Below are 23,231 nucleotides of genomic sequence, written 5' to 3'. Positions count from 1 at the left end.
CTCTGTCTCTTAATGGTGCTTGCTGCGGTTGCGCTTGCTGCGATAGGTATCCATGACCACGGCCGCGACGATGACCGCGCCCGTGATGATGCGTTTGGTGGGCTCGGAGGCGCCGATCTGCGCAAGGCCCGATTCGAGCACCGAGATGATCAGCACGCCGAACAGCGTGCGCACGACCGAGCCACGCCCGCCCATCAGGCTCGTGCCGCCGATCACCACGGCCGCGATCACCTGCAGCTCCATGCCCACGCCGGCGTTCGGATCGGCGGCTTCCAGGCGTGATACCTGGAACAGTGCAGCCAGGCCGGAGAGCAGCCCCATCAGCGCGAACACCGCAATCTTGTAGGGGCGGGGGTTCACGCCCGCCAGCCGCACGGCTTCTTCATTGGTGCCGATGGCCACCAGGTAGCGGCCGAACACGGTGCGCACCAGTACGATCTGGCCAACTACCGTGATCGCAATCGCAATCAGGAACGACGGCGCAATGCCCAGCGCGATGGGGTTGGCCAGCCAGTCGACCGCGCTGCCGATGTACACCGTGCGCGAATCGGTGAGGCTGTAGGCGAGGCCGCGCGCCATTTCCAGCACGCCCAGTGACACGATGAACGACGGAATGCCCCAGTGGACCGTGACCGCGCCGGTCAGCATGCCGGCCGCCGTGGCCAGCGTCACGCCCGCCAGCGCTGCGGGCAGCAAGCTCCACCCGAACTTGGTCATGGCCACGGACAGCACCGAAGCCGACAGCGCCAGCACCGAGCCCACCGACAAATCAATGCCGCCGATCATCAGGATGAACGTCATGCCCACCGCCATCACCAGCAGGTCGGGGATCTCGTTGGCGATGGTTGTGAACGTGGGCAGCGAGAAGAACGTCGGCGACAGCGTGCCGAACAGCACCAGCATGGCGACCAGCGCAGCGAGCAACCCGCCGATGGTGCCAAGCGACATGCCGAGCGCCGCGCGCGTGCCGGCGGTCCCTGCGGGCGGTGCCGGGGGCAGGGTGGAATCAGAGCGCATCAGCGGTCTCCGAGGGGGATTGGGGTGCAGGTGACTCGGCTTCTTCCGATTCACCGAAGGCGGCGGCGAGCAGGGCGTCCTGGCTCCAGCCACCGCGTTGGAAGATGTGGGTGAGCCGCCCGGCGCGCATGACGCCGATGCGGTCACACAACTGCATGAGTTCGCGCAGATCGCTCGACACCACGACCAGCGCCTTGCCTCGCGCCGCCAGCGCCTCGAGCAGCGTGTAGATGTCGAACTTGGCGCCCACGTCCACACCTCGCGTGGGCTCATCGAACAGCAGCACGGGCGTGTCGCGCTCCAGCCAGCGGGCGATGGCCACCTTCTGCTGATTGCCGCCGGACAGTTCACCCACCGGCTGCTCCGGACCCGCGCACCGGACTCGCAGGGCGCCGATGTGCCGCTGCGCCAGCGCACGCTCTTGCGCGGGTTGCAGCCAGCCGCGCTTCGTGACGCCAGGCATGTTGCCCAGCGCGATGTTGGTGGCGATGGGCAGGCTCAGCATCAGCCCTTCGTCCTTGCGGTCTTCGGTGAGCAGGCTGATGCCGTGGCGTACCGCATCGCCGGGCGAGCGGATGCGCGCAGGTGCCAGCGGCGAGCCCACTTCGACGGTGCCCGCGTCTGCGCGATCCGCACCGAAGATCAACCGCAGCAGTTCCGTGCGCCCCGCGCCGACCAGCCCCGCGATGCCAAAGATTTCCCCCGGCGCGACGTCAAAGCTCACATCGCGCACGGCCGGCGCACGCGTGAGGCCGGTCACCCGCAACGCCGGTGAGCCGTCACCGGGCCACGGCGCGCGCGCGGTGCGTTCTGTTTCGGATGCGGCGGCCATGTCGCGACCGACCATCGCCTGGATCAGCGCATCCTGCGTGACGGTCGCAGCCGGCGCATCGGTCACGAGCTTGCCGTCACGCAGCACGACGATGCGATCCGCAATGCGCGCGAGTTCGTCCAGGCGGTGAGAGATGTAGATGATCGCCACGCCTTCGCGGCGCAGCGCGTCGATGCGCTCGAACAGCGTGGCGCTCTCGTGCGCGCTCAGCATTGCCGTCGGCTCGTCGAGGATCAGCACACGGCATGCGCTCGCCAGCGCGCGGGCAATCTCGATCATCTGCCGGTGGCCGATGCCCAGCGTCTGGACGGGCGTCCACGGGTCGAGGTCGAGGCCGACGCGAGCGAGCGCCTGTTCGGCCCGATGGCGCAATGTGGAGCGGTCCACAAAACCAAGCCGGCGGGGCAGGTCGCCCAGGAACAGGTTCTCGGCCACCGTCAGCGTCGGCACCATGCTCAGTTCCTGCAGCACCATGCGTACGCCCAGCGCTTCGGCTGCGTTGCGTGACTCGGGTGCGTACAGCGCGCCGGCCAGCGTCATCGACCCGGAAGTCGCCGTCTCCAGCCCGCAGAGGATCTTGGAGAGCGTGCTCTTGCCGGCGCCGTTCTCTCCCGTGAGCGCAAGCACCTCGCCCGCGTGCACGTCGAGATCGATATCTCGCAGCACGGGGGCGGCGTAGTGCTTGCTGAGCGCGGAGACGCGCAGCAGCGGCGTGCGCGGTTCGTAAGCGGCAGACATGGCTGGCGGCGGCTGGCCGGTCTGTAGGATCAGGAACGCGTGACGAGGTTGACCGGTGTCTCGACGACACCTGACAGCTTCGCCTGCGGCGTCTTGGAGGCCAATGCCTTCAGGGCGGTCTCGATGCCATAGACGGCTTGCTGATCGGCGTGCTGATCGGCCGTCGCAATCACACGCCCGTCAGCCAGCATGGCCTTGATGGCGTCGATGTTGTCATAGCCGCCAATCAGCACCTTGCCCAGCTTGCCGGCCGCGCGCACCGCCGATACGGCGCCGATCGCCATGTTGTCGTTGCCGCACAGCAGCGCCTTCAGGTTGGGCTCGGAGCGCAGCATGGCGGCCGCCACTTTGTTGCCCTTGTCGATTTCCCACTCGCCCGACTGCACGCCGGCGATCTTCAGCTTGGCGGCTTCGGCCGCATCCTTGAAGCCGGCGGTGCGCTGCTGGGCATTGGTGGTGGTCGGAATGCCCTCGATGATGCCCACGGCATCGCCCGGCTTGAGCGACTTGGCAACAAAGTCGCCCACCAGTCGCGCACCCTTGCGGTTGTCCGGCCCCACGAAAGGCACGTTAAGGCCCTTTTCCTTGAGCGCCGCCGGGTCGAGCCGGTTGTCGATGTTGATGACGAGAATGCCCGCGTCCACGGCCTTCTTGACGACCGGCACCAACGCCTTGGAGTCGGCCGGCGCCAGCACCAGCGCGTCCACACGCGCGACGAGCATCTGCTCGACCAGGCGAATTTGCCCGGCGGTGTCGGTTTCGTCGCGAATGCCGTTGGTCAGCAGCGTGTACTCCGACGCGTGGTCCTTCTGATGCTTGCGCGCGCCGTTCTCCATGGTCAGGAAGAACTCGTTGGCGAGCGATTTCATGACCAGCGCCACTTTGGGCGGCTGGTTGGCCGCGTACGCGAGCGAAAACGGGAACGGCAGAGCAGCAGCGACGGCAGAGCCCGCGCCAAGTTGCAGGGCGCGGCGACGGCGGATATCCATGGTGTCTCCTCCAGGAAGAGGCCTGTCTGGGGCGGGTGGGTGCGGGCGTCGCTGCCGTGTCACGCCGTAAGGCATTCCTAAGGGCAATCGCGCCTCGCTCTTCGCAAACGTTTGCGTATCTGACAGTCTCGGCTACCGCGTAACAGAAGTCAATGAAATTGCGCTTTTCACCGCATAAGGAAAAACCCGCAGTGACGCGGCGTTCGAGACGGATATCCAAGTTGCGTTGCGGGAGTGGCTGGATAGCCCTATCGGACGTGGTTGATTGTTTTAGTCCACAATACGGCCTGCCGCGTAGCCACCCCGTTTTTCGGGCTCTGCAAATCCCCTTGCTGCGACGCGGAATCCCCCGACACCTTAGTTGACCGATTTTGTCGGGTTCCTTTATACTTGAGCAAAACGATCAGGTATTTCCCCGACGCCATGAGATTGACCACCAAAGGCCGCTTCGCGGTCACCGCCATGATTGACTTGGCGCTACGCCAGGAGCAGGGCCCGGTCACGCTGGCTGGCATCAGCCAGCGTCAGAAAATTTCGCTGTCGTATCTGGAGCAGCTGTTCGGCAAACTGCGCCGCCACGAAATCGTGGAAAGCGTGCGTGGTCCCGGCGGCGGCTACAGCCTCGCGCGCCGTGCCGACGACGTGACCGTTGCCGACATCATCATTGCCGTGGATGAGCCGCTCGATGCGACCCAATGCGGCGGCAAGGGCAACTGCGGCGGCGAAGAGCATGTCGGCGGCCATACGGGCCGGTGCATGACGCACGACCTGTGGGCCACCCTCAATCAGAAGATGGTCGAGTATCTCGATTCGGTGTCGCTGCAGAACCTGGTGGATCAGCAACGCGAGCGTCAGCCCGAAGTGATCCAGGACATGCGTGAAGCGCGTCCGGCTCGCCGCGAACGTGCCCCGGCACGCGCGCGCACCGTCGACACGCCGGCCGCCGCCTCGGTCGCCGCCGAACCGGTCAAGCGCGCCCCGCTGGTCAACTCCGTTTTCAGTCTGGCGCAGTCGTAATTGCGCCAGCGTGAGGCTGGCCACGACGCCGGCGCCACACAAGAACATCGCCCCCCACATAAGGCAGACAAGATATGAGCACCCTGCAGCTTCCCATCTACATGGACTATTCCGCGACGACGCCGGTGGATCCGCGCGTGGTCGACAAGATGATCCCGTATCTGCGCGAGAGTTTCGGCAATCCGGCCTCGCGTAGCCACCCGTTTGGTTGGGAAGCCGAAAAGGCGGTCGAGACTGCGCGCGAGCAGGTTGCCGCGCTGGTGAATGCCGACCCGCGTGAAATCGTCTGGACGTCCGGTGCCACCGAGTCCGACAACCTGGCCATCAAGGGCGCTGCCAACTTCTACAGCAGCAAGGGCAAGCACATCATCACCGTCAAGACCGAGCACAAGGCTGTGCTGGACACGACGCGTGAGCTTGAGCGCCAAGGCTTCGAAGTGACGTACCTGGACGTGAAGGACAACGGCCTGATCGACATCGAAGTCTTCAAGCAAGCGATCCGCCCCGACACCATCCTCGCCTCGGTAATGATGGTGAACAACGAGATCGGCGTCATTCAAGACATCGAAACGCTGGGCGAAATCTGCCGCGAGAAGGGCGTGATCTTCCACGTCGACGCTGCGCAGGCCACGGGCAAGGTGGAAATCGACCTGCAGAAACTGAAGGTCGACCTGATGTCGTTCTCGGCGCACAAGACGTATGGGCCGAAGGGCATCGGTGCCCTGTACGTGCGCCGCAAGCCGCGTATCCGCATCGAAGCGCAGATGCACGGTGGTGGCCACGAGCGCGGCATGCGTTCGGGCACGCTGGCCACGCACCAGATCGTCGGCATGGGTGAGGCTTTCCGCATCGCCAAGGAGGAAATGGCGACCGAGAACGAGCGCATCCGCATGCTGCGCGATCGCCTGTACCGCGGCCTGAACACGATGGAAGAGGTGTACGTGAACGGCGACATGGAAGCCCGTGTGCCGCACAACCTGAACATCAGCTTCAACTTTGTCGAAGGCGAGTCGCTGATCATGGCAATCAAGGATGTCGCCGTGTCGTCGGGCTCGGCTTGCACCTCGGCCTCTCTGGAGCCGTCGTACGTGCTGCGCGCCCTGGGCCGCAACGACGAACTGGCACACAGCTCGATCCGCTTCACGGTGGGCCGCTTCACGACCGAAGAAGAAGTCGATTACGTGGTCGAGCTGCTCAAGAGCAAGATCGGCAAGCTGCGCGACCTGTCTCCGCTGTGGGAGATGTACAAGGACGGCGTGGATCTGAACAGCATTCAATGGGCGGCGCACTGAGCGCGGCGTTTGACGAATAACGGGCGCCCCCGCGCCAGCCAACGATTGAAAGAGGTGTGAAATGTCTTACAGCAACCAAGTTCTGGACCATTACGAAAACCCGCGCAACGTCGGTTCGTTCGAGAAGGGCGACGACACGGTCGGTACCGGCATGGTCGGCGCGCCGGCTTGCGGCGACGTGATGAAGCTGCAGATCAAGGTCAACGAGCAGGGCGTGATCGAAGACGCAAAGTTCAAGACCTATGGCTGCGGTTCGGCCATCGCTTCGTCGTCGCTGGTGACGGAATGGGTGAAGGGCAAGACCCTGGACCAAGCGCTGGAGATCCGCAACACGGCCATCGCTGAAGAACTGGCACTGCCGCCGGTGAAGATCCACTGCTCGATCCTGGCTGAAGACGCCATCAAGGCGGCCGTTGCCGACTACAAGGAAAAGCACGGTTCGGCCGAGCAGAAGGCTGCTTGAGCCCGTTTGGATAGAAAGGACGCAGCATGATCACCCTGACCGACAAGGCCGCGCAGCACGTTTCCCGCTACCTGACCCGCCGTGGCAAGGGCGTGGGCCTGCGCGTGGGCGTGAAGACCACGGGCTGTTCGGGCCTCGCCTACAAGCTCGAATATGCAGATGAGATTGCCGCCGAAGACCAGGTCTTCGAATCCAACGGCGTCAAGGTGATCGTCGATCCGAAGAGCCTGCCGTACATCGACGGCACCGAGCTGGACTACGCACGTGAAGGGCTGAACGAAGGTTTCCGCTTCAACAACCCGAACGTGAAGGACGAGTGCGGCTGCGGCGAGTCGTTCCGCGTGTGAGCGGGGCACATTGAAGCAAGCGATTGTCGGTTTCGAGCGGGACGAGGAGGGCCACTGGGTCGCCCGTCTCGCTTGCGGACATGGGCAGCACATGCGTCACGATCCGCCCTGGCAGCTGCGGCCCTGGACGGAAACCGACGCCGGGCGGGCCGGCAAGATCGGCGCGGTGGTGGAGTGCCTGAAGTGCGATCGGGGTGAGCCGGTCGAATAAGGAACACGAAGGAACACGAGGCGGCGCGGCCGCTTTTTTTATTCATGAATTCCGGTTTGTCCGCAAACGCCACGCATTTTTCCCTCTTCGGCCTGCCCGAACACTTCGAGGTCGACGAAGACGCGCTGAACGCTGCCTATCGCACCGTGCAGTCGCAGGCGCATCCCGATCGTTACGCCCACGCCGGCGACGCCGAACGCCGCGTCGCCATGCAATGGGCCACGCGCGCCAACGAGGCGTATCAGACGCTGCGTGATCCGCTCAAACGGGCGACGTATCTGCTGCATTTGCGCGGTATCGATGTGCAGGCCGAGAACAACACGGCCATGCTGCCTGCGTTTCTGATGCAGCAAATGGAATGGCGCGAAACGCTCGGCGACGCCAAGGCCGAGCGCAACGTGGATGCGCTGGACGATTTGCTGAGCATGCTGCGCAAGGAAAAACGTACGCGTTATCAGGCGCTGTCCGGCCTGCTCGGTGGCGATGGCAATACCGCAGCGGCAGCCGATGCCGTGCGCCAACTGATGTTCATCGAGAAGATCGAACGCGACACCGCCGAGGCTATCGACCGGCTGGACGACTAGAACCCAGAATTTGCGACAATGTTGGGTTTGCCCCGGCAGGCAGCCCATCCGCGCAATCGAGACATCCCCATGGCTTTACTGCAGATTTCCGAACCCGGCGAATCGCCCGCACCGCACCAGCGCCGTCTGGCGGTCGGCATCGACCTGGGCACGACCAACTCGCTGGTGGCCTCCGTGCGCAGCAGCGTGCCGGAAGTGTTGCCCGACGATCAGGGGCGCCCGCTGTTGCCCTCCGTGGTGCGCTATCTGCCCACGGGCGGCGCCCACATCGGCTACAAGGCGCAGGCCGAAGCCGTGCGCGACCCGAAAAACACCATCATCTCGGTCAAGCGTTTCATGGGGCGCGGCCTGAAGGATGTCGCCCACATCGAGAACACGCCGTACGACTTTGTCGACGCGCCTGGCATGGTGCAGCTGAAGACCGTGGCCGGCGTGAAAAGCCCGGTGGAAGTGTCGGCGGAGATTCTCGCCACGCTGCGTCAGCGCGCGGAAGATACGCTCGGCGATGAGCTTGTCGGCGCCGTCATCACCGTGCCGGCGTACTTTGACGATGCGCAGCGCCAAGCCACCAAGGACGCCGCCAAGCTGGCCGGCCTGAACGTGCTGCGTCTGCTGAATGAGCCGACCGCGGCTGCCATCGCCTACGGCCTCGACAACGCCGCCGAAGGCATTTACGCCGTCTATGACCTGGGGGGCGGGACGTTCGACATCTCGGTGCTCAAGCTCACCAAGGGCGTGTTCGAGGTGATGTCGACGGGCGGCGACTCCGCGCTCGGCGGTGACGATTTCGACCAGCGCGTCGTGTGCTGGATCGTCGAACAAGCCGGCCTGCAACCGCTCTCGGCCGAAGACACGCGCCTGCTGCTGAACAAGGCGCGCGCCGCCAAGGAGTGGCTCTCGACCGCTGACAGCACCGAGATTGACGCGATGCTCTCCACCGGCGAGACCGTGCACCTCGTGCTGACCGCCGAGACCTTCGCCGAACTGACTGCCAACCTCGTGCAAAAGACGCTGTCGCCGGTGCGCCGCGCGTTGCGCGATGCAGGCGTGACAGTGGAAGACGTGAAGGGCGTCGTGCTGGTGGGCGGCGCCACGCGTATGCCGATCATCCGTCGTGCCGTGGGGCAGCTGTTTGGCCGCACGCCGCTCACGAACCTCGATCCGGACCAGGTGGTCGCCATTGGTGCTGCCATGCAGGCCAACCTGCTGGCCGGCAACCGTGCGCCGGGCGAAGACTGGTTGTTGCTCGACGTGATCCCGCTGTCGCTCGGCGTCGAGACGATGGGCGGCCTGGTCGAGAAGATCATCCCGCGCAACAGCACGATTCCCGTCGCGCGCGCGCAGGAATTCACCACGTTCAAGGACGGCCAGACGGCCATGGCGATCCACGTGCTGCAAGGCGAGCGTGAACTGGCGAGCGATTGCCGTTCGCTGGCGCGCTTCGAGTTGCGCGGCATCCCGCCGATGGTGGCCGGTGCCGCTCGCATCCGGGTGACGTATCAGGTCGATGCCGACGGGTTGTTGTCGGTGTCCGCACGCGAAACGGTGTCGGGCGTGGAAGCGTCGATCACTGTCAAGCCGTCGTACGGTCTGGCCGATGACGATGTCGCGCGCATGCTGCAGGAAGGTTTCCAGTCCGCCGAAGACGACATGCGCCGTCGAGCGCTGGCAGAAGAGCGTGTTGAAGGCGAGCGCCTGTTGGAGGCGCTGTCGCAGGCGCTGGCCGCCGATGGCGATTTGCTGTCGCCCGAGGAGCGTGCCGCCATCGACGCCGAAATCGCCGCGCTGCGCACCACCATGCAGGGCGAAGACCACCGCGCGATCAAGGACGCCGTGGATGCCCTCTCGCATGGCACCGACGAATTCGCCGCACGCCGCATGGACCGCGGCATTCGCAAGGCGCTCGCCGGCAAACGTATCGAGGAGCTCGGCTGATCGCCGATCGCATCTCCGCAAACACACTTATCGAACGAGTTTCTTCATGCCACACATCGTCGTCCTTCCTCACGTCGAATACTGCCCGGACGGGGCCGTGATCGAAGCCAAGCCCGGCACGACCATCTGCGATGCGCTGCTGGGCGCTGACATCGAGATCGAGCATGCATGCGAGAAGTCGTGTGCCTGCACGACCTGCCACGTGATCGTGCGCGAGGGCTTCAATTCGCTGGATGAGGCGACCGAGAAGGAAGAGGACCTGCTCGACAAGGCCTGGGGCCTGGAGCCGAACTCGCGCCTGTCCTGCCAGGCCAAGGTGGCGGAGACGGACCTGACCGTCGAGATTCCGAAGTACACGATCAACCACGCCAAGGAAAACCACTGAGCCGACCGGCCAGCGGAGGAGGGAGCCCATCATGAAATGGAACGATATCCAGCAGATTGCCGAAGCGCTGTACGACAAATACCCTGACGTCGATCCGACGCGCCTGAACTTTGTCGACCTGCACAACAAGGTCGTCACCCTGGAAGGCTTTGACGATGACCACAAGCGTGGCGGCGAGAAATTCCTCGAAGCCATCCAGCAAGCCTGGATCGACGAAGCGGAATAAGCGCGTAGCCTCAAACGCGTGCGCATGAAAAAACCGGCCCGAAGGCCGGTTTTTCTTTTTGGGCGAAGGCGACGCCGGATTAACCGGCCACCAGCGTCCCGTTCTCGACATGGACACGTTCGCCTGCCTGGAAGCCCGGGGCAGCCTTGTACATGAAGCTGCGCGTCGTGCCGTTGTCCATGCGGACGTTCACGCGGTATTGGGTGTCGCGGCGGTAGTAGTTTTCCGCCACATGGCCACCGTAGCCGCCTGCCACCGCGCCGCCGACCGTCGCCAGCGTACGGCCATTGCCGCGGCCAATCTGGTTACCCAGCAGCCCGCCCACCACTGCGCCACCGATCATGCCGAGGCCGGTTTCCTTGCCTTGCGTGGTGATCGGGGTGACCGACGTCACGTGACCGGCATAGGGGCTGGCCGACTGGCGCGGCTGGGTTTGCGCATAGCTCGGGTTGGCCGGCGGCGTGCGCTCCGCGTACGACGGCTCACGGGTGCGCGCCGGAGCGGGCGCGACGTTTTGTGCCGGATACGGAGCAGCCTGGTTCGGTTGCGTCGTCTGGCCCGGTGCAGCCAGCGCCATCGGTGCCGAAGCGCCCGGCATGGCCGCTGCCGACTGGGCTGCCACATTCGGGTCCGTGCTGCCCTGCGTCGCCTTCGAGGTGGGCAGCACGCCGGTAATGGCGGCCACCGCCGTCAGGCTGGCGATGATTACGGCAACAGCGGCCGTCGTCATCAGCGGATGCATGCGTCGCGACGACGACGGGACTTGACCCGGCGACGTGCCACCGTATTGCTGACCTTGGTTCGGTTGGATGTTGTTGTTCATCTTCGTTCTCCTGCGGCCCGTGATTGGTTCATGTTGCGGCCTTTCGATGATCACAGTGTGGTTCATCGCCCAAACGGATGCCGTTTTAATTTGTAAGCATCTGTACCGAGGTTTTTCCTTTGAAAATCAAGTATTTGGCGCGGTTTGATACATATTGTGGAAACGAGGCGATGTTACAAATAGCGGGGTGGGCGCAGGTTTTGCGCATCCGCAGGCAACAAAAAACGCCCCCGAGGGGGCGTCTTTCGAAGGCGATCGACCGAACCGATCAGTCTTCCCGGCGCAGGTGCGGGAAAAGGATCACGTCGCGGATGTTCGGGCTGTCGGTGAGCAGCATCACCAGACGGTCGATGCCGATGCCGCAGCCACCGGTCGGGGGCATGCCGTATTCCAGGGCGCGGATGTAGTCGGCGTCATAGAACATGGCTTCTTCGTCGCCGGCGTCTTTCTGTTCGACCTGCTTGCGGAAGCGTTCGGCCTGGTCTTCCGGGTCATTCAGCTCGGAGAAGCCGTTGGCGATTTCGCGGCCCGTGATGAACAGCTCGAAGCGCTCGGTGATGCCGGGCAGCGTGTCGGAGCCGCGTGCCAGCGGCGACACTTCGACCGGGTAGTCGATGATGAACGTCGGCTCCCACAGTTGCGACTCGGCGGTTTCTTCAAACAGCACAAGCTGCAGGGTACCCACGCCGGCGTTCAGGAATTGCGGCGCGTTGGTGTCGATCTTGAACTTCTTCAGCTCGGCGCGGAGGAAGTCGACATCCGCCAGTTGCGCGTCGGTGTATTGCGGCGCGTACTTCTGGATTGCCTGGCAGATGGTCAGGCGATGGAACGGCTTGGCCAGATCCAGCTCGCGGCCCTGGTAAGTGAGCGTGGCGGTGCCCGAGGCGTCGATGGCAGCCTGGCGGATCAGCTGCTCGGTGAAGTCCATCAGCCAGCGGTAGTCCGTGTAGGCCGCGTAGAACTCCATCATCGTGAACTCGGGGTTGTGTCGCGGCGACACGCCCTCGTTACGGAAGTTGCGGTTGATCTCGTAGACGCGTTCGAAGCCGCCGACGATCAGGCGCTTGAGGTACAGCTCGGGCGCGATGCGCAGGAACATCTGCATGTCCAGCGCGTTGTGATGCGTGATGAACGGCTTGGCTGCCGCGCCGCCTGGAATCGGGTGCAGCATCGGCGTCTCGACTTCCATGAAACCGTTGCCGGCCATGAAGTTGCGCAGCGAAGCCATGGCCTTGGTGCGGGCGCGGAACGTGTCGCGCGTTTCCTTCGAGACGATCAGGTCGACGTAGCGCTGGCGGTACTTCTGTTCCTGGTCGGCCAGGCCGTAGTAGTCGCCCGGCAGCGGGCGCAGGCTCTTCGAGAGCAGGCGCAGCTCGGTCACCGCCACCGACAGTTCGCCGGTCTTCGTCTTCATCAGCGTGCCGCGTGCGGCCACGATATCGCCCAAGTCCCACTTCTTGAAGCTGGCGTAGACGTCTTCGCCCACGGCGTCGCGGCTGATGTAGAACTGGATGCGGTCGGTGCTGTCCTGCACGGTGGCAAAGCTCGCCTTGCCCATCACACGCTTGAGCATCATGCGGCCGGCGATGGCCACCTGCACCGGTTCGGCTTCCAGGGCAGCCTGCTCCAGCTCGCGGTACTTGGCTTGCAGATCACCGGCATGGTGCGTCGGGCGGAAATCGTTCGGGAACGCGACGCCTTGCTGGCGGATCTCTGCGAGCTTCTCACGGCGTTCGGCGATGATCTTGTTGTCGTCCTGCGCCGGCACGGCGGCCGCGGTATTCGATTCGGCCGGGTTGTTCTGTTCGGTCATGATGGTGATGAGAGGAATGTCGGTTCAGGCGATGTTGCGCAGGTCGTCCAGCTCGGTCGCACCAAAGTCGGGGCGGACGAGGTAGGCGGCGATGCGCGCTGCGGCGTCTTGCGGCGAGACCAGCTCGCCATGCGCATGCAGATCGCGGAAGCGCTGCACGCCGGCAAAGTCGGCGCCACGGATGGTGCGTTGCATGTCGGTATCAATCACGCCGGGGGCCAGCGCCACGGCGCGCACGCTGGCGTCGCCATCGGCGTTGATGGCGCGCACGAACATGTCGAGCCCCGCCTTGCCGGTGCAATACGCCGCCCAGCCGGCGATCGGCCGGCGTGCTGCGCCCGACGAGATCGCCAGCACACGGCGCTGCGCATTCCACGTGGCGGTGCCGCGCAGCAGGGCAGCGGTCAGCGCCATCGGGCCGGCCAGGTTCAGCTGCAGGTGCGGCAGCAGCGTATCGGCGCGCAGCGTATCGATGGTGCCGATCGGCTCGACCGCGCCGGCGTTGAGCACCAGCGTCACGTTGGCAAAAGCGGGCAGGGCGGCAAGCGTCTTGGTCATCCAGGCCTCGGCGGCATGCGCGTCGGACAGGTCGACCTGGTGCCAGTCGAGGGTCACGCCGGCGGCTGCCGCCTGCGCGCGCAACTCGGCGTTATCGCCGCGTGCCACGCAGATGAGTCGGTGGCCGGGTTGCATGAGCGCCTGGGCCAGCGCGGCGCCCAAGCCGCGCGAGGCACCGGTCAGAATGAACAGGGACGTGTCAGACATGGCAGTCGCTCAGGTTGGGCGCGGATCAGACGCCCTGTTTCAGGCTGGCCTGAATAAACGGGTCGAGGTCGCCGTCCAGCACCTTCTGCGTGTTGGAGATTTCCACGTTGGTGCGCAGGTCCTTGATGCGGCTTTGGTCCAGCACATACGAGCGGATCTGATGGCCCCAGCCCACGTCCGTCTTGGCGGCCTCCTGCGCGTCGGCAGCAGCCTGGCGCTTGCGCAGCTCGTGCTCGTACAGGCGCGACTTCAGCATCGTCATCGCCTCGGCGCGGTTGCGGTGCTGCGAGCGGTCGTTCTGGCACTGCACGACGATGCCGGTCGGGATGTGCGTGATCCGCACGGCCGAATCCGTCTTGTTGATGTGCTGACCGCCCGCGCCCGAAGCGCGGTACGTATCGACACGCAGATCGGCCGGGTTGACCTCGATCTCGATCGAATCATCGACTTCCGGATACACGAAGATCGACGAGAACGACGTGTGGCGCCCGCCTGCCGAGTCGAACGGCGACTTGCGCACCAGGCGGTGCACGCCTGTTTCGGTGCGCAGGAAGCCAAAGGCGTATTCGCCCTCGACCTTGATCGATGCGCTCTTGATGCCGGCCACGTCGCCTTCGGACTCTTCCAGCACTTCGGTCTTGAAGCCCTTGCGCTCGCAGTACTTCAGGTACTGGCGCAGCAGCATCGACGCCCAGTCGCACGCTTCGGTGCCGCCGGCGCCAGCCTGGATGTCGATAAAGCAGTTGGCTGCATCCATCGGGCCAGAGAACATGCGGCGGAATTCCATGTCTTCGACAATGGCGCGCATGCCCGCGGTGTCAGCCTCGATGGCTTCGATGGTGTCGTCGTCGCCCTCTTCGCGGGCCAGCTCGAACAGCTCGGCGCCGCCGGTGAGGTCTTCGTCGAGCTTGGTCAGCGCCAGCACGACGGTTTCAAGCGACTTCTTCTCGCGACCCAGCTCCTGGGCGCGTTTGGGATCGTTCCAGACCTCGGGGTTTTCGAGTTCTTTGTCGACTTCAACTAGACGTTCAGATTTGACGTCGTAGTCAAAGATACCTCCGAAGGTCGTCGGCGCGCGACTTCAGGTCGGCCAACGTGTTCTGGACGGCATTGAGGCGTTCTGCTTCCATGGTGCAAAAATCCGGTCGGAAACCCGAAATTATAGCGGAATCAAGGGGTTTCCCGTCCGGTTGGAACCCCAAAACGGCCATTTTCGGGGCCGTGGACCGGGATTTGTGTCAGTGCCGCAGGCGTACCGCGTGGCTTCGGTTAGCATGACGGCCAGTTCATATGGCTTTTGGCGCTGTCCGATGATCGTCCGCTCGCTGCTCGATACCGACCTGTACAAATTCACGATGATGCAGGTGGTGCTGCATCACTTTCCTGGCGCGCACGTCGAATACCGCTTCAAGTGCCGCAACGCGGGCGTCGATCTGGTGCCGTTCATTGACGAGATTCGCGCGGAAATCCGTCACCTGTGCACCCTGCGCTTTACCGATGCAGAGCTCGAATACCTGCGCGGCATGCGCTTCATCAAGAGCGATTTCGTCGATTTTCTCGGCCTGTTCCATCTCAACGAGAAGTACATCGACGTGCGCCCGGCTGCAAGCAACGACGGGCAGATCGAGATCGTCATCGCGGGGCCCTGGCTGCACACGATCATGTTTGAAGTGCCGGTCCTGGCCATCGTCAACGAGGTGTTCTTCAGCCGCACGCAGACGCACCCGCAATGGGAGGAGGGCAAGCGCCGCCTGACCGACAAGCTGGCGTCGCTCAAGCGCCCCGGCCTGGAAGAATGCCGCATTGCCGACTACGGCACCCGCCGCCGCTTCTCACACACCTGGCACGAGCATGTGCTGCTGGAGACGCGTGCGCAGCTCGGCGCCCAATACGCGGGCACCAGCAACGTCTACTTCGCCATGAAGCACGGTATGACCCCGCTGGGCACCATGGCGCACGAATACCTGCAGGCCTGTCAGGCACTCGGTCCGCGCCTGCGCGATTCCCAGACCTTTGCGCTGGAAACCTGGGCCAAGGAATATCGCGGCGACCTCGGCATCGCGCTGTCGGATACCTACGGCTTTGATGCCTTCCTGCGCGATTTCGACATGTTCTTCTGCAAGCTCTTCGACGGCGTTCGGCACGATTCCGGCGATCCGTTCGAGTGGGGCGAGCGCATGCTTAAACATTACGAGGACATGCGCGCGGAGCCGAAGTCCAAGGCGCTGATCTTCTCCGACAGTCTCGATATGCCCAAGGTCATCGGCCTGTATGAGCGCTTCCACGGTCGCTGCAAGCTGGCGTTTGGCGTGGGGACCAATCTGACAAACGACCTGGGCTACACGCCGCTGCAGATCGTCATCAAGATGGTCCGCTGCAACGGCCAGCCGGTGGCCAAACTGTCGGATGCGCCTGAGAAGACCATGTGCGACGATCCGGCCTACCTCACGTATCTGAAGCAAGTGTTTGGTGTGCAATAAGGCTCACGCCCGCGCCGAATAAGTTTCAACGGCGTAGGCGGATCATGCTGAAAGTGGCTCGTATAATCGACCGATCTTTCGGAGCCGCCATGGAATCACAACCGGACACCCCCGTCGATCCGCTCGACACCAGCCGCGCACGCGATGCCATCTTTGCGCGCATCCGCAATGCGCAGCATCGTCCCGCGAAACCGACGCAGGGTGAGCGCGACGCCGTGGCGGACTACCTCGCGCGCCATCCCGCCGGCCCACGCCCGCCAATGCCGGAGGATCTCGCCGCGCATTTCGCCGAGCAGGCACTGAAGATGGCCTCGACGCTGGATACGGTGGACGCGCTATCCGACGTGCCGGGCGCTGTGGCTCGCTATCTGGCCGGCCTTAGTCTCAAGCCTCAGGCGGTGGCCTGGACCACCTTGCAATCGCTGGACTGGGCGGCTGCGGGCATCGACATCGAATTCCGTCCGCCCGTGCGTGAGGCGCAAGCCGATCTGGAACACGGCGATCTCGTTGGCATTACGGGTTGCTTCTGCGCGATTGCCGAGACGGGCTCGCTGATGCTGCTGTCGGGGCCGGAGAACGTCGCCTCCACGGCGCTGCTGCCCGAGACGCATATCGCCGTGGTGCCGCAGTCGCGCATCGTCGCGAATCTGGAAGACGCCTATACGCTGATGCGTGCGGAGCGGGGCGAGCTGCCGCGCGCCACCAACGTCATCAGCGGCCCATCGCGCACGGGCGATATTGAGCAGACCATCGTGCTCGGCGCACACGGCCCGTATCGCGTGCACGTGATTGTGGTGACGGCTGCCTGAGACAGCTTTCGGGGCTCCTTGCTGCATCAAACCTCTGTGGATGTTTAGGGGCCGACAGACCTCTGGCGTTTACACTGGCGTCTTTGTTTGTGTGGCGCGGCCGCATTTGCGGTGTGCGCCCGCGATTAGGAGAACGCCTACGTGAAACGCCTCTGGCCCCTTGTCTTCCTGTTTGTCTGTGGCCTGGCGCGCGCCGCTGATGTGAACGGCGCGGAATTGTCCCTGCTCTGGGGTGTGCCATTCGCGGGCATCCTGCTCTCGATTGCGATCGCACCGCTCCTCGCGCCAAAGCTGTGGCACGACCATTACGGCAAGATCGCAGCGGCCTGGGCGTTGGCGCTTCTGGTGCCGTTTGGGATCGCGTTTAGCACGGAGGCGGCCATCGCTTCCGTCAATCACGCGGCCCTTGCCGAGTACATTCCCTTCATCGCGCTGATCGCCGCGCTGTACGTTGTTGCGGGCGGTATCTGCATTCGCGGCAATCTGCATGGCACGCCAAAGCTGAATACGGGGTTGATCGCGCTTGGCACGGCGCTGGCGAGCATCATGGGGACGACCGGCGCCGCGATGCTGTTGATCCGGCCTCTGCTGCGCGCCAATGAGGCACGCCGGCATCGCGCGCACGTGGTCGTGTTCTTCATCTTCCTGGTGGCCAATGCCGGTGGGGCGCTTACGCCGCTGGGCGATCCGCCGCTGTTCCTCGGCTTCCTGCAAGGTGTCGATTTCTTCTGGACCACGCAGCATCTGTGGCGCCAGACGCTGACGATGTGGGTGTTGCTTCTGGCGATCTTCTTCGTCATCGACAGCTATTTCCATCACACGGGCAAGGAAGAACTTCCCAACATCACTGACGCCACACCGGACGACGCGGGCCCGCTGCGCTTCGAGGGCAACGTCAACTTTGTACTGCTGGCAGGCATTCTGAGCCTTGTGCTGATGAGTGGGCTGTGGAAGCCCGGCATCGTCTTCTACGTGATGGGCACGGAGGTGCTGCTGCAGAACGTGGTGCGCGACGTCGGGCTGGTCGCCATCGCGCTGCTTTCGCTGTGGCTCACCCCGGCAAGCGCACGCGCCGGCAACGAATTCAACTGGGAGCCCATCCTGGAGGTCGCCAAGCTGTTTGCCGGCATCTTCATTACCATCGGGCCGGTCATTGCCATGCTCAAGGCCGGCGTGGACGGCCCGTTCGCAGGCATCGTCCATCTCGTCAACGACAGCGCAGGCCAGCCGAACAACGCCATGTACTTCTGGGCGACGGGGCTGCTGTCGTCGTTCCTCGACAATGCGCCGACGTATCTGGTGTTCTTCAACACCGCCGGCGGCGACGCCTCCATGCTGATGAGCGAGGGCGCGTCCACGCTGGCCGCGATTTCCGCCGCGGCCGTGTTCATGGGCGCCAACACCTACATCGGCAACGCGCCCAACCTGATGGTCAAGGCCATCGCCGAAAGCCGCGGTCTGCAGATGCCGAGCTTCTTTGGCTACATGCTGTGGTCCGTGTGCATTCTCTTGCCGATTTTCGTTCTGATGACCCTCGTCTTCTTCCGCTAACCGAACGTGTACTGAACGTATGAAACCCGGAATCCTTGTCACCCGCGCGATGTTTCCCGAAGTGCTCGAGCGCTTGCGCGAGACCTTCGACGTGATCGACAACCAGGCGGACATCGAGTATCCGCCCGAAGCGCTGGCCGAGCGGCTGCAAGGCCGCGTGGGCCTGCTGTCCAACGCCGCCGACACCATCAACGCCGAGTTGATCAGCCGCGTGCCGACGCTGCGTGCGGTGTGCAATATGGCCGTCGGCTACAACAATTTCGATCTTGCCGCGATGACGCGCGCGGGCATCCTGGCCACCAACACGCCGGACATCCTGACCGAGACCACCGCCGATTTCGGCTGGGCCCTCCTGATGGCCGCCGCACGCCGCGTGTCCGAGTCAGAGCGCTGGCTGCGTTCGGGACAATGGAAGCGGTGGACGTACGACATGTTCCTCGGCGCGGAGGTGTATGGCAGCACGCTGGGCATTCTTGGTATGGGCCGCATTGGCCAGGCGCTGGCACGGCGCGCGAGCGGCTTCTCGATGCGCGTGATCTATCACAACCGCAGCCGGCTTTCGCCCGAACTCGAGCAGGAAACGCGCGCCACCTATGTCAGCAAGGACGAGTTGCTGAAGCAGGCGGACCACCTCGTGCTGGTGCTGCCGTATTCCAAGGAAAGCCACCACGCCATCGGTGCGGCCGAGTTGGCACAGATGAAGCCGACCGCCACGCTGGTCAATCTCGCGCGCGGCGGCATCGTGGATGACGCCGCATTGGCGCAGGCGCTGGCGGACAAGCGCATCTTTGCGGCCGGCCTGGACGTCTACGAAGGTGAGCCTAAGGTGCATCCGGCGTTGCTGGACGCCGAGCACGTCGCGCTCACGCCGCACATTGCCAGTGCCACCTTGGGCACGCGCCTCGGCATGGCCAACCTGGCGGCCGACAACCTCATCGCGGCGCTGGGCTTCGGCCCGCGCGCGGGGCAGCCGCCCAACTTGTTGAACCCGGATGCGCTGGCGCAGCGCGCATCCTCCTGACCGAACGCTGATATGGACTGGTTGGCTTTATTGACGTTGCTGGGCGTGGCTGTGGTGGCTGCGCTGTGCGTGCTGATCTGGCGCGGCGTGTCTCGCCCGGCGCAGAGCGATGTATCGCCGATGCTGGCGGCGCTGCAAGACGGGCTCATGCGGGAACTCACGCGCGGCAACGAACGCATCGAACGCGAACTGCGCGGCGAAATTGCCGAGACGGCGCGTATCGGCCGCAGCGACGTCACGCAACAACTGGGGCAATTCCAGCAGGTGCTGGCCACGCAGCTGACCAGCGTCGCCACGCTGCAGAACAACCAGATCGACACGTTCGCCCAGCAGCTCACCAAGCTGACCGAGACGAACACACAGCAGCTCGAGGCCGTGCGTCAGAACCTGCAGCAGCAAGCCCAGCAGGCACGCGAAGAGCAGGGCAACGCGCTGCGCCGCTTCGGCGAGACGATGCAGCAGCAGCTCGCCCAACTGGGCGAGGGCAACGAGCGCCGTCTGGCCGAGGTACGCGCGACGCTGGAGCAAAAGCTCAAGGACATCGAGGCGAACAACGCGACCAAGCTCGACGAGATGCGCCGCACGGTCGACGAAAAGCTGCACGCCACGCTGGAGCAGCGCCTGGGCGAATCGTTCAAGCTGGTGTCGGATCGGCTTGAACAGGTGCATCGCGGTCTGGGCGAAATGCAGGCGCTGGCCCAGGGCGTGGGCGACCTGAAGAAGGTGCTGACCAACGTGAAGACGCGCGGCACCTGGGGCGAAGTCCAGCTTGAGATGCTGCTGGAGCAGATGCTGACGCCCGAGCAGTACGACAAGAACGTCGAGACCGTGCACGGTACGGGTGCGCGCGTGGAATTTGCCATCCGCCTGCCCGGCAAGACCGATGCCGATCACGATGCCACCGTCTGGCTGCCGATCGATGCCAAGTTCCCGAAAGAGCAGTACGAGCGCCTGCTCGACGCGCAGGAACGTGCCGATGCCGAAGCCGCTGCCAGCGCGAGCCGCGAGCTGGAAGTCGCGGTGCGCAAGGAGGCGCAGACCATCCACGAGAAGTACATTGCGCCGCCGGCCACGACCGACTTCGCCATCTTGTTTCTGCCGACGGAAGGCCTTTACGCTGAAGTGCTGCGCCGTCCGGGCCTGACGGACGAACTGCAGCGCAAGTTCCGCGTGACGGTGGCGGGCCCGACCACGCTGACCGCGATCCTCAACAGCCTGCAGATGGGCTTCCGCACGCTGGCGCTGGAAAAGCGCTCCAGCGAAGTCTGGCAAGTGCTCGGTGCCGTGAAGAGCGAGTTCGGAAAGTTTGGCGACGTGCTGGCCGCGACGAAGAAAACGCTGGAGCGCGCCGTCAGCAACATCGAGCAGGCCGAGGTGCGTACGCGACAGATGAATCGCAAGCTCAAGGCCGTGGAGGCGTTGCCGAGCGATTCTGCGCAGAGCGTGCTTGGGCTGGAGACCGCCGTGCCGCCGGACGAGGAAATCGAGGCCGATTAAGGCCGGTCTGACCGGGCCATCAGCAAAAGAAAAGGGGCGGATATTCCGCCCCTTCTTCGTGGACCTCGGAAGCGATCAGGCTTCTTCCGGCACGTCGCGCAGCAGGATCTCGATGCCGCCAAAGCGCTCGGCGACCCAGTTGTAGGCATGGCAGGCGAGCCACAGCGCGCCAAAACCGACCAAAGCATTGAGAATCAGGCCGCTGAGCACGACGATCGTCGGCAGTTCACCGTAGCGGACAAAGCCGACGAAGAAGAACAGCCCCACGACCGGCAGCGAGAAACAGAGATACACCAGTACCAGCGCGCGGGCGGTATGGGCCGGGTGAAGATACGCAATCTCCTTGGTCATCATGGCAGTGCTCAGGCTCAAATCCGAAACAATCAAACTGGCGCAGAGTGTAGCGAATCGACCGGTGCGCCGATACCCGCAGCCCGGAGGTGACGCAAAAAACCGACAGCATGCGGTGTTGCTGTCGGCACAAAAGCCGCTGTCGCCACGCCGCCTAGACGAGACCGTCGAATAGCAGGACCTGCACGCTGTCGCCGGCGTTGACCTGGCCCTGTTCGTGGGCGAGCACGACGAAGCAATTGGCTTCGCTCATGGAACGCAGCACGCCGGAGCCCTGCTGGCCGGTCAGGCGGACTTCGAGCTGGCCGCGATCGTTCAGGGCGGCGATTGCACGCTGATATTCCGTGCGCCCGGGTCGTTTGCGGATGGGGGCGGCGCTCACGGCCGGCACCAGCGGGGCGCCGGCGTCGGTGGCGCCCATCATGCGTAGCAGCGCGCCGCGCACGAAGTGATAGAACGTCACCATCACCGCCACCGGGTTGCCGGGCAAGCCAAAGAGGAACGCGCTGCGGCCATTTGACGCGATGCGTCCGAACGCCATCGGGCGGCCCGGGCGCATGGCGATCTTCCAGAATGTCACGTCGCCGAGCTTGGCCATCATCTGTTTGGTGAAGTCCGCTTCGCCGACGGAGACCCCGCCCGAAGTGATGATCGCATCGGCGTTTTCGGCGGCGATGCGGAAGGCGGTTTCGAGCGCCGCCGGGTCGTCGCGCACGACGCCCATGTCGAGCAATTCCACGCCCAGGCGCGAAAGCATGCCGTGCAGCGTGTAGCGGTTGGAGTCGTACACGCAGCCGGCGTCGAGCGGTTCGCCAATGGAGCGCAGCTCGTCGCCGGTCGAGAAGAATGCCACGCGCAGCTTGCGGCGCACCGACACCTCGGCAATGCCGAGCGAGGCCAGCAGACCGATATCGGCCGGGCGCAGTGTTCGGCCGGCGGACAGCGCGGCGCTGCCACGCGCGAGATCTTCGCCACGCAGACGGCGGTTGTCGCCGGCGCGCACTGCATCGCGGGCAAAGCGGACGGTGTCGGCATCGCCTTGCGTGAACTCCTGCGGGATGACCGTATCGCAGCCCGCCGGCATGACGGCGCCGGTCATGACGCGCACGGCTTCGCCAGTGCTGGGCGCGCCGTCAAAGGCGACACCCGCGTATGCCGTGCCGATCACGCGCAATGAGACTTCGCCTGCGTCGCCGGCCAGTTCCGCGCTGGCAAAGGCGAAGCCGTCCATCGCCGAGTTGTCGTGCGAAGGCACGTCGATGGACGACAGCACGTCTTCAGCCAGCACGCGATCGAGCGCGCTGCGAATGGGCACGCGGGCAACGCCGGTCACGGGCTGCACGAAGTCGCGCATGATGGCTTGCGCTTGCGCGACGGGCAGCGCATTCGGATCGTAATCGGACAGACACGAAACGACGGAGGCGAGGGTGGTCATGACGTCGATGAGGGATCGGTGGCGTTGGCGCTCTAGCGGCGCTCGGCCAGCTGGCGCAGTTCTTCCAGCGTGTTGATGTTGGCGAAGGCGGCGCTGTCGTCGAACACGACGTCGACCGTCGGATGGCGCGCCGTCCATGTTTCGATCTTGCGGCCCCCGCCTTGCAGATAGACGATCAGGTCGTCGGCCAGCAGCGCATCGATCAGACAGAAGACCGGCTGCACCTGCCGGCGCGGTACCCCTTGCGCATCCGGCTCCATCGTCACCGGCATGGCGATGCGCGCATTGGCTTCTTCCATTGCCTGCGAGAGCTTGGCGGCCAAGTCGGTCGGCACGAAAGGCGAATCGCACGGCGCGGTCAGCAGGTAACGCGTCTGGCATTGCTCCAGCCCGGCCAGGATGCCCGCCAAGGGGCCGGCAAAGTCCGGCACCGAATCCGCCACCACCGGCACGCCAAACGATTCGTACGCCGCGAGGTTGCGATTGGCGTTGATCAGCAGGTGGCCGACCTGCGGCGACAGGCGCATCAGCGTGTGCATCGCCATCGGCGCGCCGCGAAACGTCTGCAGGCCCTTGTCGACGCCGCCCATGCGGCTGCCCCGGCCGCCGGCCAGGATCAGGCCGGTGATGTCGGATGTCGGAATCATGTC

Annotated in this window: 24 protein-coding genes; 14 read left to right on the top strand and 10 right to left on the bottom strand. The window is 64.5% G+C overall.

The window, feature by feature from the left end:
• Positions 1–9: 9 nt before the first annotated feature.
• The 3 genes from ABIC76_RS20160 to ABIC76_RS20150 are packed head-to-tail and all read right to left on the bottom strand — an operon-like array spanning position 10 to position 3,576.
• Positions 10–1,017 (bottom strand): ABC transporter permease, encoded by a 1,008-nt coding sequence (locus tag ABIC76_RS20160; protein ID WP_102064844.1) that lies wholly within the window; start codon positions 1,015–1,017, stop codon positions 10–12.
• On the bottom strand, positions 1,007–2,587 hold the full coding sequence (locus ABIC76_RS20155; protein WP_354535015.1) for a sugar ABC transporter ATP-binding protein: 1,581 nt from the start codon (positions 2,585–2,587) through the stop codon (positions 1,007–1,009). The genes ABIC76_RS20160 and ABIC76_RS20155 overlap by 11 nt, the downstream gene beginning before the upstream one ends.
• Positions 2,588–2,616: 29 nt before the next feature.
• Positions 2,617–3,576: a sugar ABC transporter substrate-binding protein gene (locus tag ABIC76_RS20150; RefSeq protein WP_354535014.1), complete on the bottom strand. Its 960-nt coding sequence runs from the start codon at positions 3,574–3,576 to the stop codon at positions 2,617–2,619.
• Positions 3,577–3,999: 423 nt separating this feature from the next.
• On the opposite strand from ABIC76_RS20150, the gene iscR reads away from it, so the two are divergent.
• The 9 genes from iscR (at position 4,000) to iscX (ending at position 10,036) form a co-directional block, all read left to right on the top strand.
• Positions 4,000–4,593: a Fe-S cluster assembly transcriptional regulator IscR gene (gene iscR, locus ABIC76_RS20145; protein WP_354535013.1), complete on the top strand. Its 594-nt coding sequence runs from the start codon at positions 4,000–4,002 to the stop codon at positions 4,591–4,593.
• Positions 4,594–4,667: 74 nt separating this feature from the next.
• On the top strand, positions 4,668–5,885 hold the full coding sequence (locus ABIC76_RS20140; RefSeq protein WP_027677786.1) for an IscS subfamily cysteine desulfurase: 1,218 nt from the start codon (positions 4,668–4,670) through the stop codon (positions 5,883–5,885).
• 61 nt (positions 5,886–5,946) lie between these two features.
• The gene (iscU, locus tag ABIC76_RS20135; protein ID WP_004635709.1) at positions 5,947–6,348 is read left to right on the top strand and encodes a Fe-S cluster assembly scaffold IscU; all 402 of its coding nucleotides are present in this window, start codon (positions 5,947–5,949) and stop codon (positions 6,346–6,348) included.
• Positions 6,349–6,374: 26 nt separating this feature from the next.
• Positions 6,375–6,695 (top strand): iron-sulfur cluster assembly protein IscA, encoded by a 321-nt coding sequence (iscA, locus tag ABIC76_RS20130; protein WP_027677785.1) that lies wholly within the window; start codon positions 6,375–6,377, stop codon positions 6,693–6,695.
• A gap of 10 nt (positions 6,696–6,705) precedes the next feature.
• Positions 6,706–6,906, top strand: coding sequence for a DUF3565 domain-containing protein (locus tag ABIC76_RS20125; protein WP_102064848.1), 201 nt, complete (start codon positions 6,706–6,708; stop codon positions 6,904–6,906).
• Positions 6,907–6,950: 44 nt separating this feature from the next.
• The gene (hscB, locus tag ABIC76_RS20120) at positions 6,951–7,490 is read left to right on the top strand and encodes a Fe-S protein assembly co-chaperone HscB (protein WP_354535012.1); all 540 of its coding nucleotides are present in this window, start codon (positions 6,951–6,953) and stop codon (positions 7,488–7,490) included.
• Between the two features lie 69 nt (positions 7,491–7,559).
• Complete coding sequence (gene hscA / locus ABIC76_RS20115; protein WP_354535011.1) at positions 7,560–9,425, top strand: Fe-S protein assembly chaperone HscA; 1,866 nt, start codon at positions 7,560–7,562, stop codon at positions 9,423–9,425.
• Between the two features lie 46 nt (positions 9,426–9,471).
• The gene (fdx, locus tag ABIC76_RS20110) at positions 9,472–9,810 is read left to right on the top strand and encodes an ISC system 2Fe-2S type ferredoxin (RefSeq protein ID WP_354535010.1); all 339 of its coding nucleotides are present in this window, start codon (positions 9,472–9,474) and stop codon (positions 9,808–9,810) included.
• A 31-nt stretch (positions 9,811–9,841) separates the two neighbouring features.
• Entirely contained in the window at positions 9,842–10,036 is a 195-nt protein-coding gene (iscX, locus tag ABIC76_RS20105; RefSeq protein ID WP_009238557.1) for a Fe-S cluster assembly protein IscX, read from the top strand.
• 79 nt (positions 10,037–10,115) lie between these two features.
• On the opposite strand, the gene ABIC76_RS20100 is transcribed toward iscX, so the two are convergent.
• The 4 genes from ABIC76_RS20100 to prfB form a co-directional block, all read right to left on the bottom strand.
• A complete protein-coding gene (locus ABIC76_RS20100) occupies positions 10,116–10,859 on the bottom strand; it encodes a glycine zipper 2TM domain-containing protein (RefSeq protein WP_354535009.1) in 744 nt (247 codons plus the stop codon).
• A 268-nt stretch (positions 10,860–11,127) separates the two neighbouring features.
• A complete protein-coding gene (lysS, locus tag ABIC76_RS20095) occupies positions 11,128–12,672 on the bottom strand; it encodes a lysine--tRNA ligase (RefSeq protein ID WP_147214205.1) in 1,545 nt (514 codons plus the stop codon).
• A gap of 24 nt (positions 12,673–12,696) precedes the next feature.
• A complete protein-coding gene (locus ABIC76_RS20090) occupies positions 12,697–13,437 on the bottom strand; it encodes an SDR family oxidoreductase (protein WP_354535008.1) in 741 nt (246 codons plus the stop codon).
• 25 nt (positions 13,438–13,462) lie between these two features.
• A protein-coding gene (gene prfB, locus ABIC76_RS20085) for a peptide chain release factor 2 (protein WP_139219361.1) occupies positions 13,463–14,567 on the bottom strand; the annotation gives its coding sequence in 2 pieces (ribosomal slippage) (positions 13,463–14,485 and positions 14,487–14,567; 1,104 coding nt in all).
• Positions 14,568–14,747: 180 nt separating this feature from the next.
• Here prfB and pncB point away from each other — a divergent pair.
• The 5 genes from pncB (at position 14,748) to ABIC76_RS20060 (ending at position 20,795) form a co-directional block, all read left to right on the top strand.
• The gene (gene pncB, locus ABIC76_RS20080; protein ID WP_354535007.1) at positions 14,748–15,917 is read left to right on the top strand and encodes a nicotinate phosphoribosyltransferase; all 1,170 of its coding nucleotides are present in this window, start codon (positions 14,748–14,750) and stop codon (positions 15,915–15,917) included.
• A gap of 89 nt (positions 15,918–16,006) precedes the next feature.
• On the top strand, positions 16,007–16,726 hold the full coding sequence (locus tag ABIC76_RS20075; RefSeq protein ID WP_316868694.1) for a LutC/YkgG family protein: 720 nt from the start codon (positions 16,007–16,009) through the stop codon (positions 16,724–16,726).
• A gap of 141 nt (positions 16,727–16,867) precedes the next feature.
• Positions 16,868–18,277 (top strand): sodium:proton antiporter, encoded by a 1,410-nt coding sequence (locus ABIC76_RS20070; RefSeq protein WP_354535006.1) that lies wholly within the window; start codon positions 16,868–16,870, stop codon positions 18,275–18,277.
• A gap of 19 nt (positions 18,278–18,296) precedes the next feature.
• Entirely contained in the window at positions 18,297–19,298 is a 1,002-nt protein-coding gene (locus tag ABIC76_RS20065; protein WP_354535005.1) for a 2-hydroxyacid dehydrogenase, read from the top strand.
• A gap of 12 nt (positions 19,299–19,310) precedes the next feature.
• On the top strand, positions 19,311–20,795 hold the full coding sequence (locus ABIC76_RS20060) for a DNA recombination protein RmuC (protein ID WP_354535004.1): 1,485 nt from the start codon (positions 19,311–19,313) through the stop codon (positions 20,793–20,795).
• A 75-nt stretch (positions 20,796–20,870) separates the two neighbouring features.
• Here the strand turns inward: ABIC76_RS20060 and ABIC76_RS20055 are convergent, their stop codons facing one another.
• The 3 genes from ABIC76_RS20055 to mobA all read right to left on the bottom strand — a co-directional run bounded on the left by ABIC76_RS20055 (position 20,871) and on the right by mobA (position 23,228).
• A complete protein-coding gene (locus tag ABIC76_RS20055) occupies positions 20,871–21,149 on the bottom strand; it encodes a hypothetical protein (protein WP_004635681.1) in 279 nt (92 codons plus the stop codon).
• Positions 21,150–21,300: 151 nt separating this feature from the next.
• On the bottom strand, positions 21,301–22,581 hold the full coding sequence (gene moeA, locus ABIC76_RS20050) for a molybdopterin molybdotransferase MoeA (RefSeq protein WP_354535003.1): 1,281 nt from the start codon (positions 22,579–22,581) through the stop codon (positions 21,301–21,303).
• A gap of 32 nt (positions 22,582–22,613) precedes the next feature.
• Positions 22,614–23,228: a molybdenum cofactor guanylyltransferase MobA gene (gene mobA / locus ABIC76_RS20045; RefSeq protein ID WP_354535002.1), complete on the bottom strand. Its 615-nt coding sequence runs from the start codon at positions 23,226–23,228 to the stop codon at positions 22,614–22,616.
• Positions 23,229–23,231 lie beyond the last annotated feature (3 nt).

Source organism: Ralstonia sp. 1138, from assembly GCF_040544795.1.
Classification (GTDB): domain Bacteria; phylum Pseudomonadota; class Gammaproteobacteria; order Burkholderiales; family Burkholderiaceae; genus Ralstonia; species Ralstonia flatus.
Note: the sequence above shows the minus strand (reverse complement) of the source record. Positions and strands in the feature narration are given on the sequence as shown.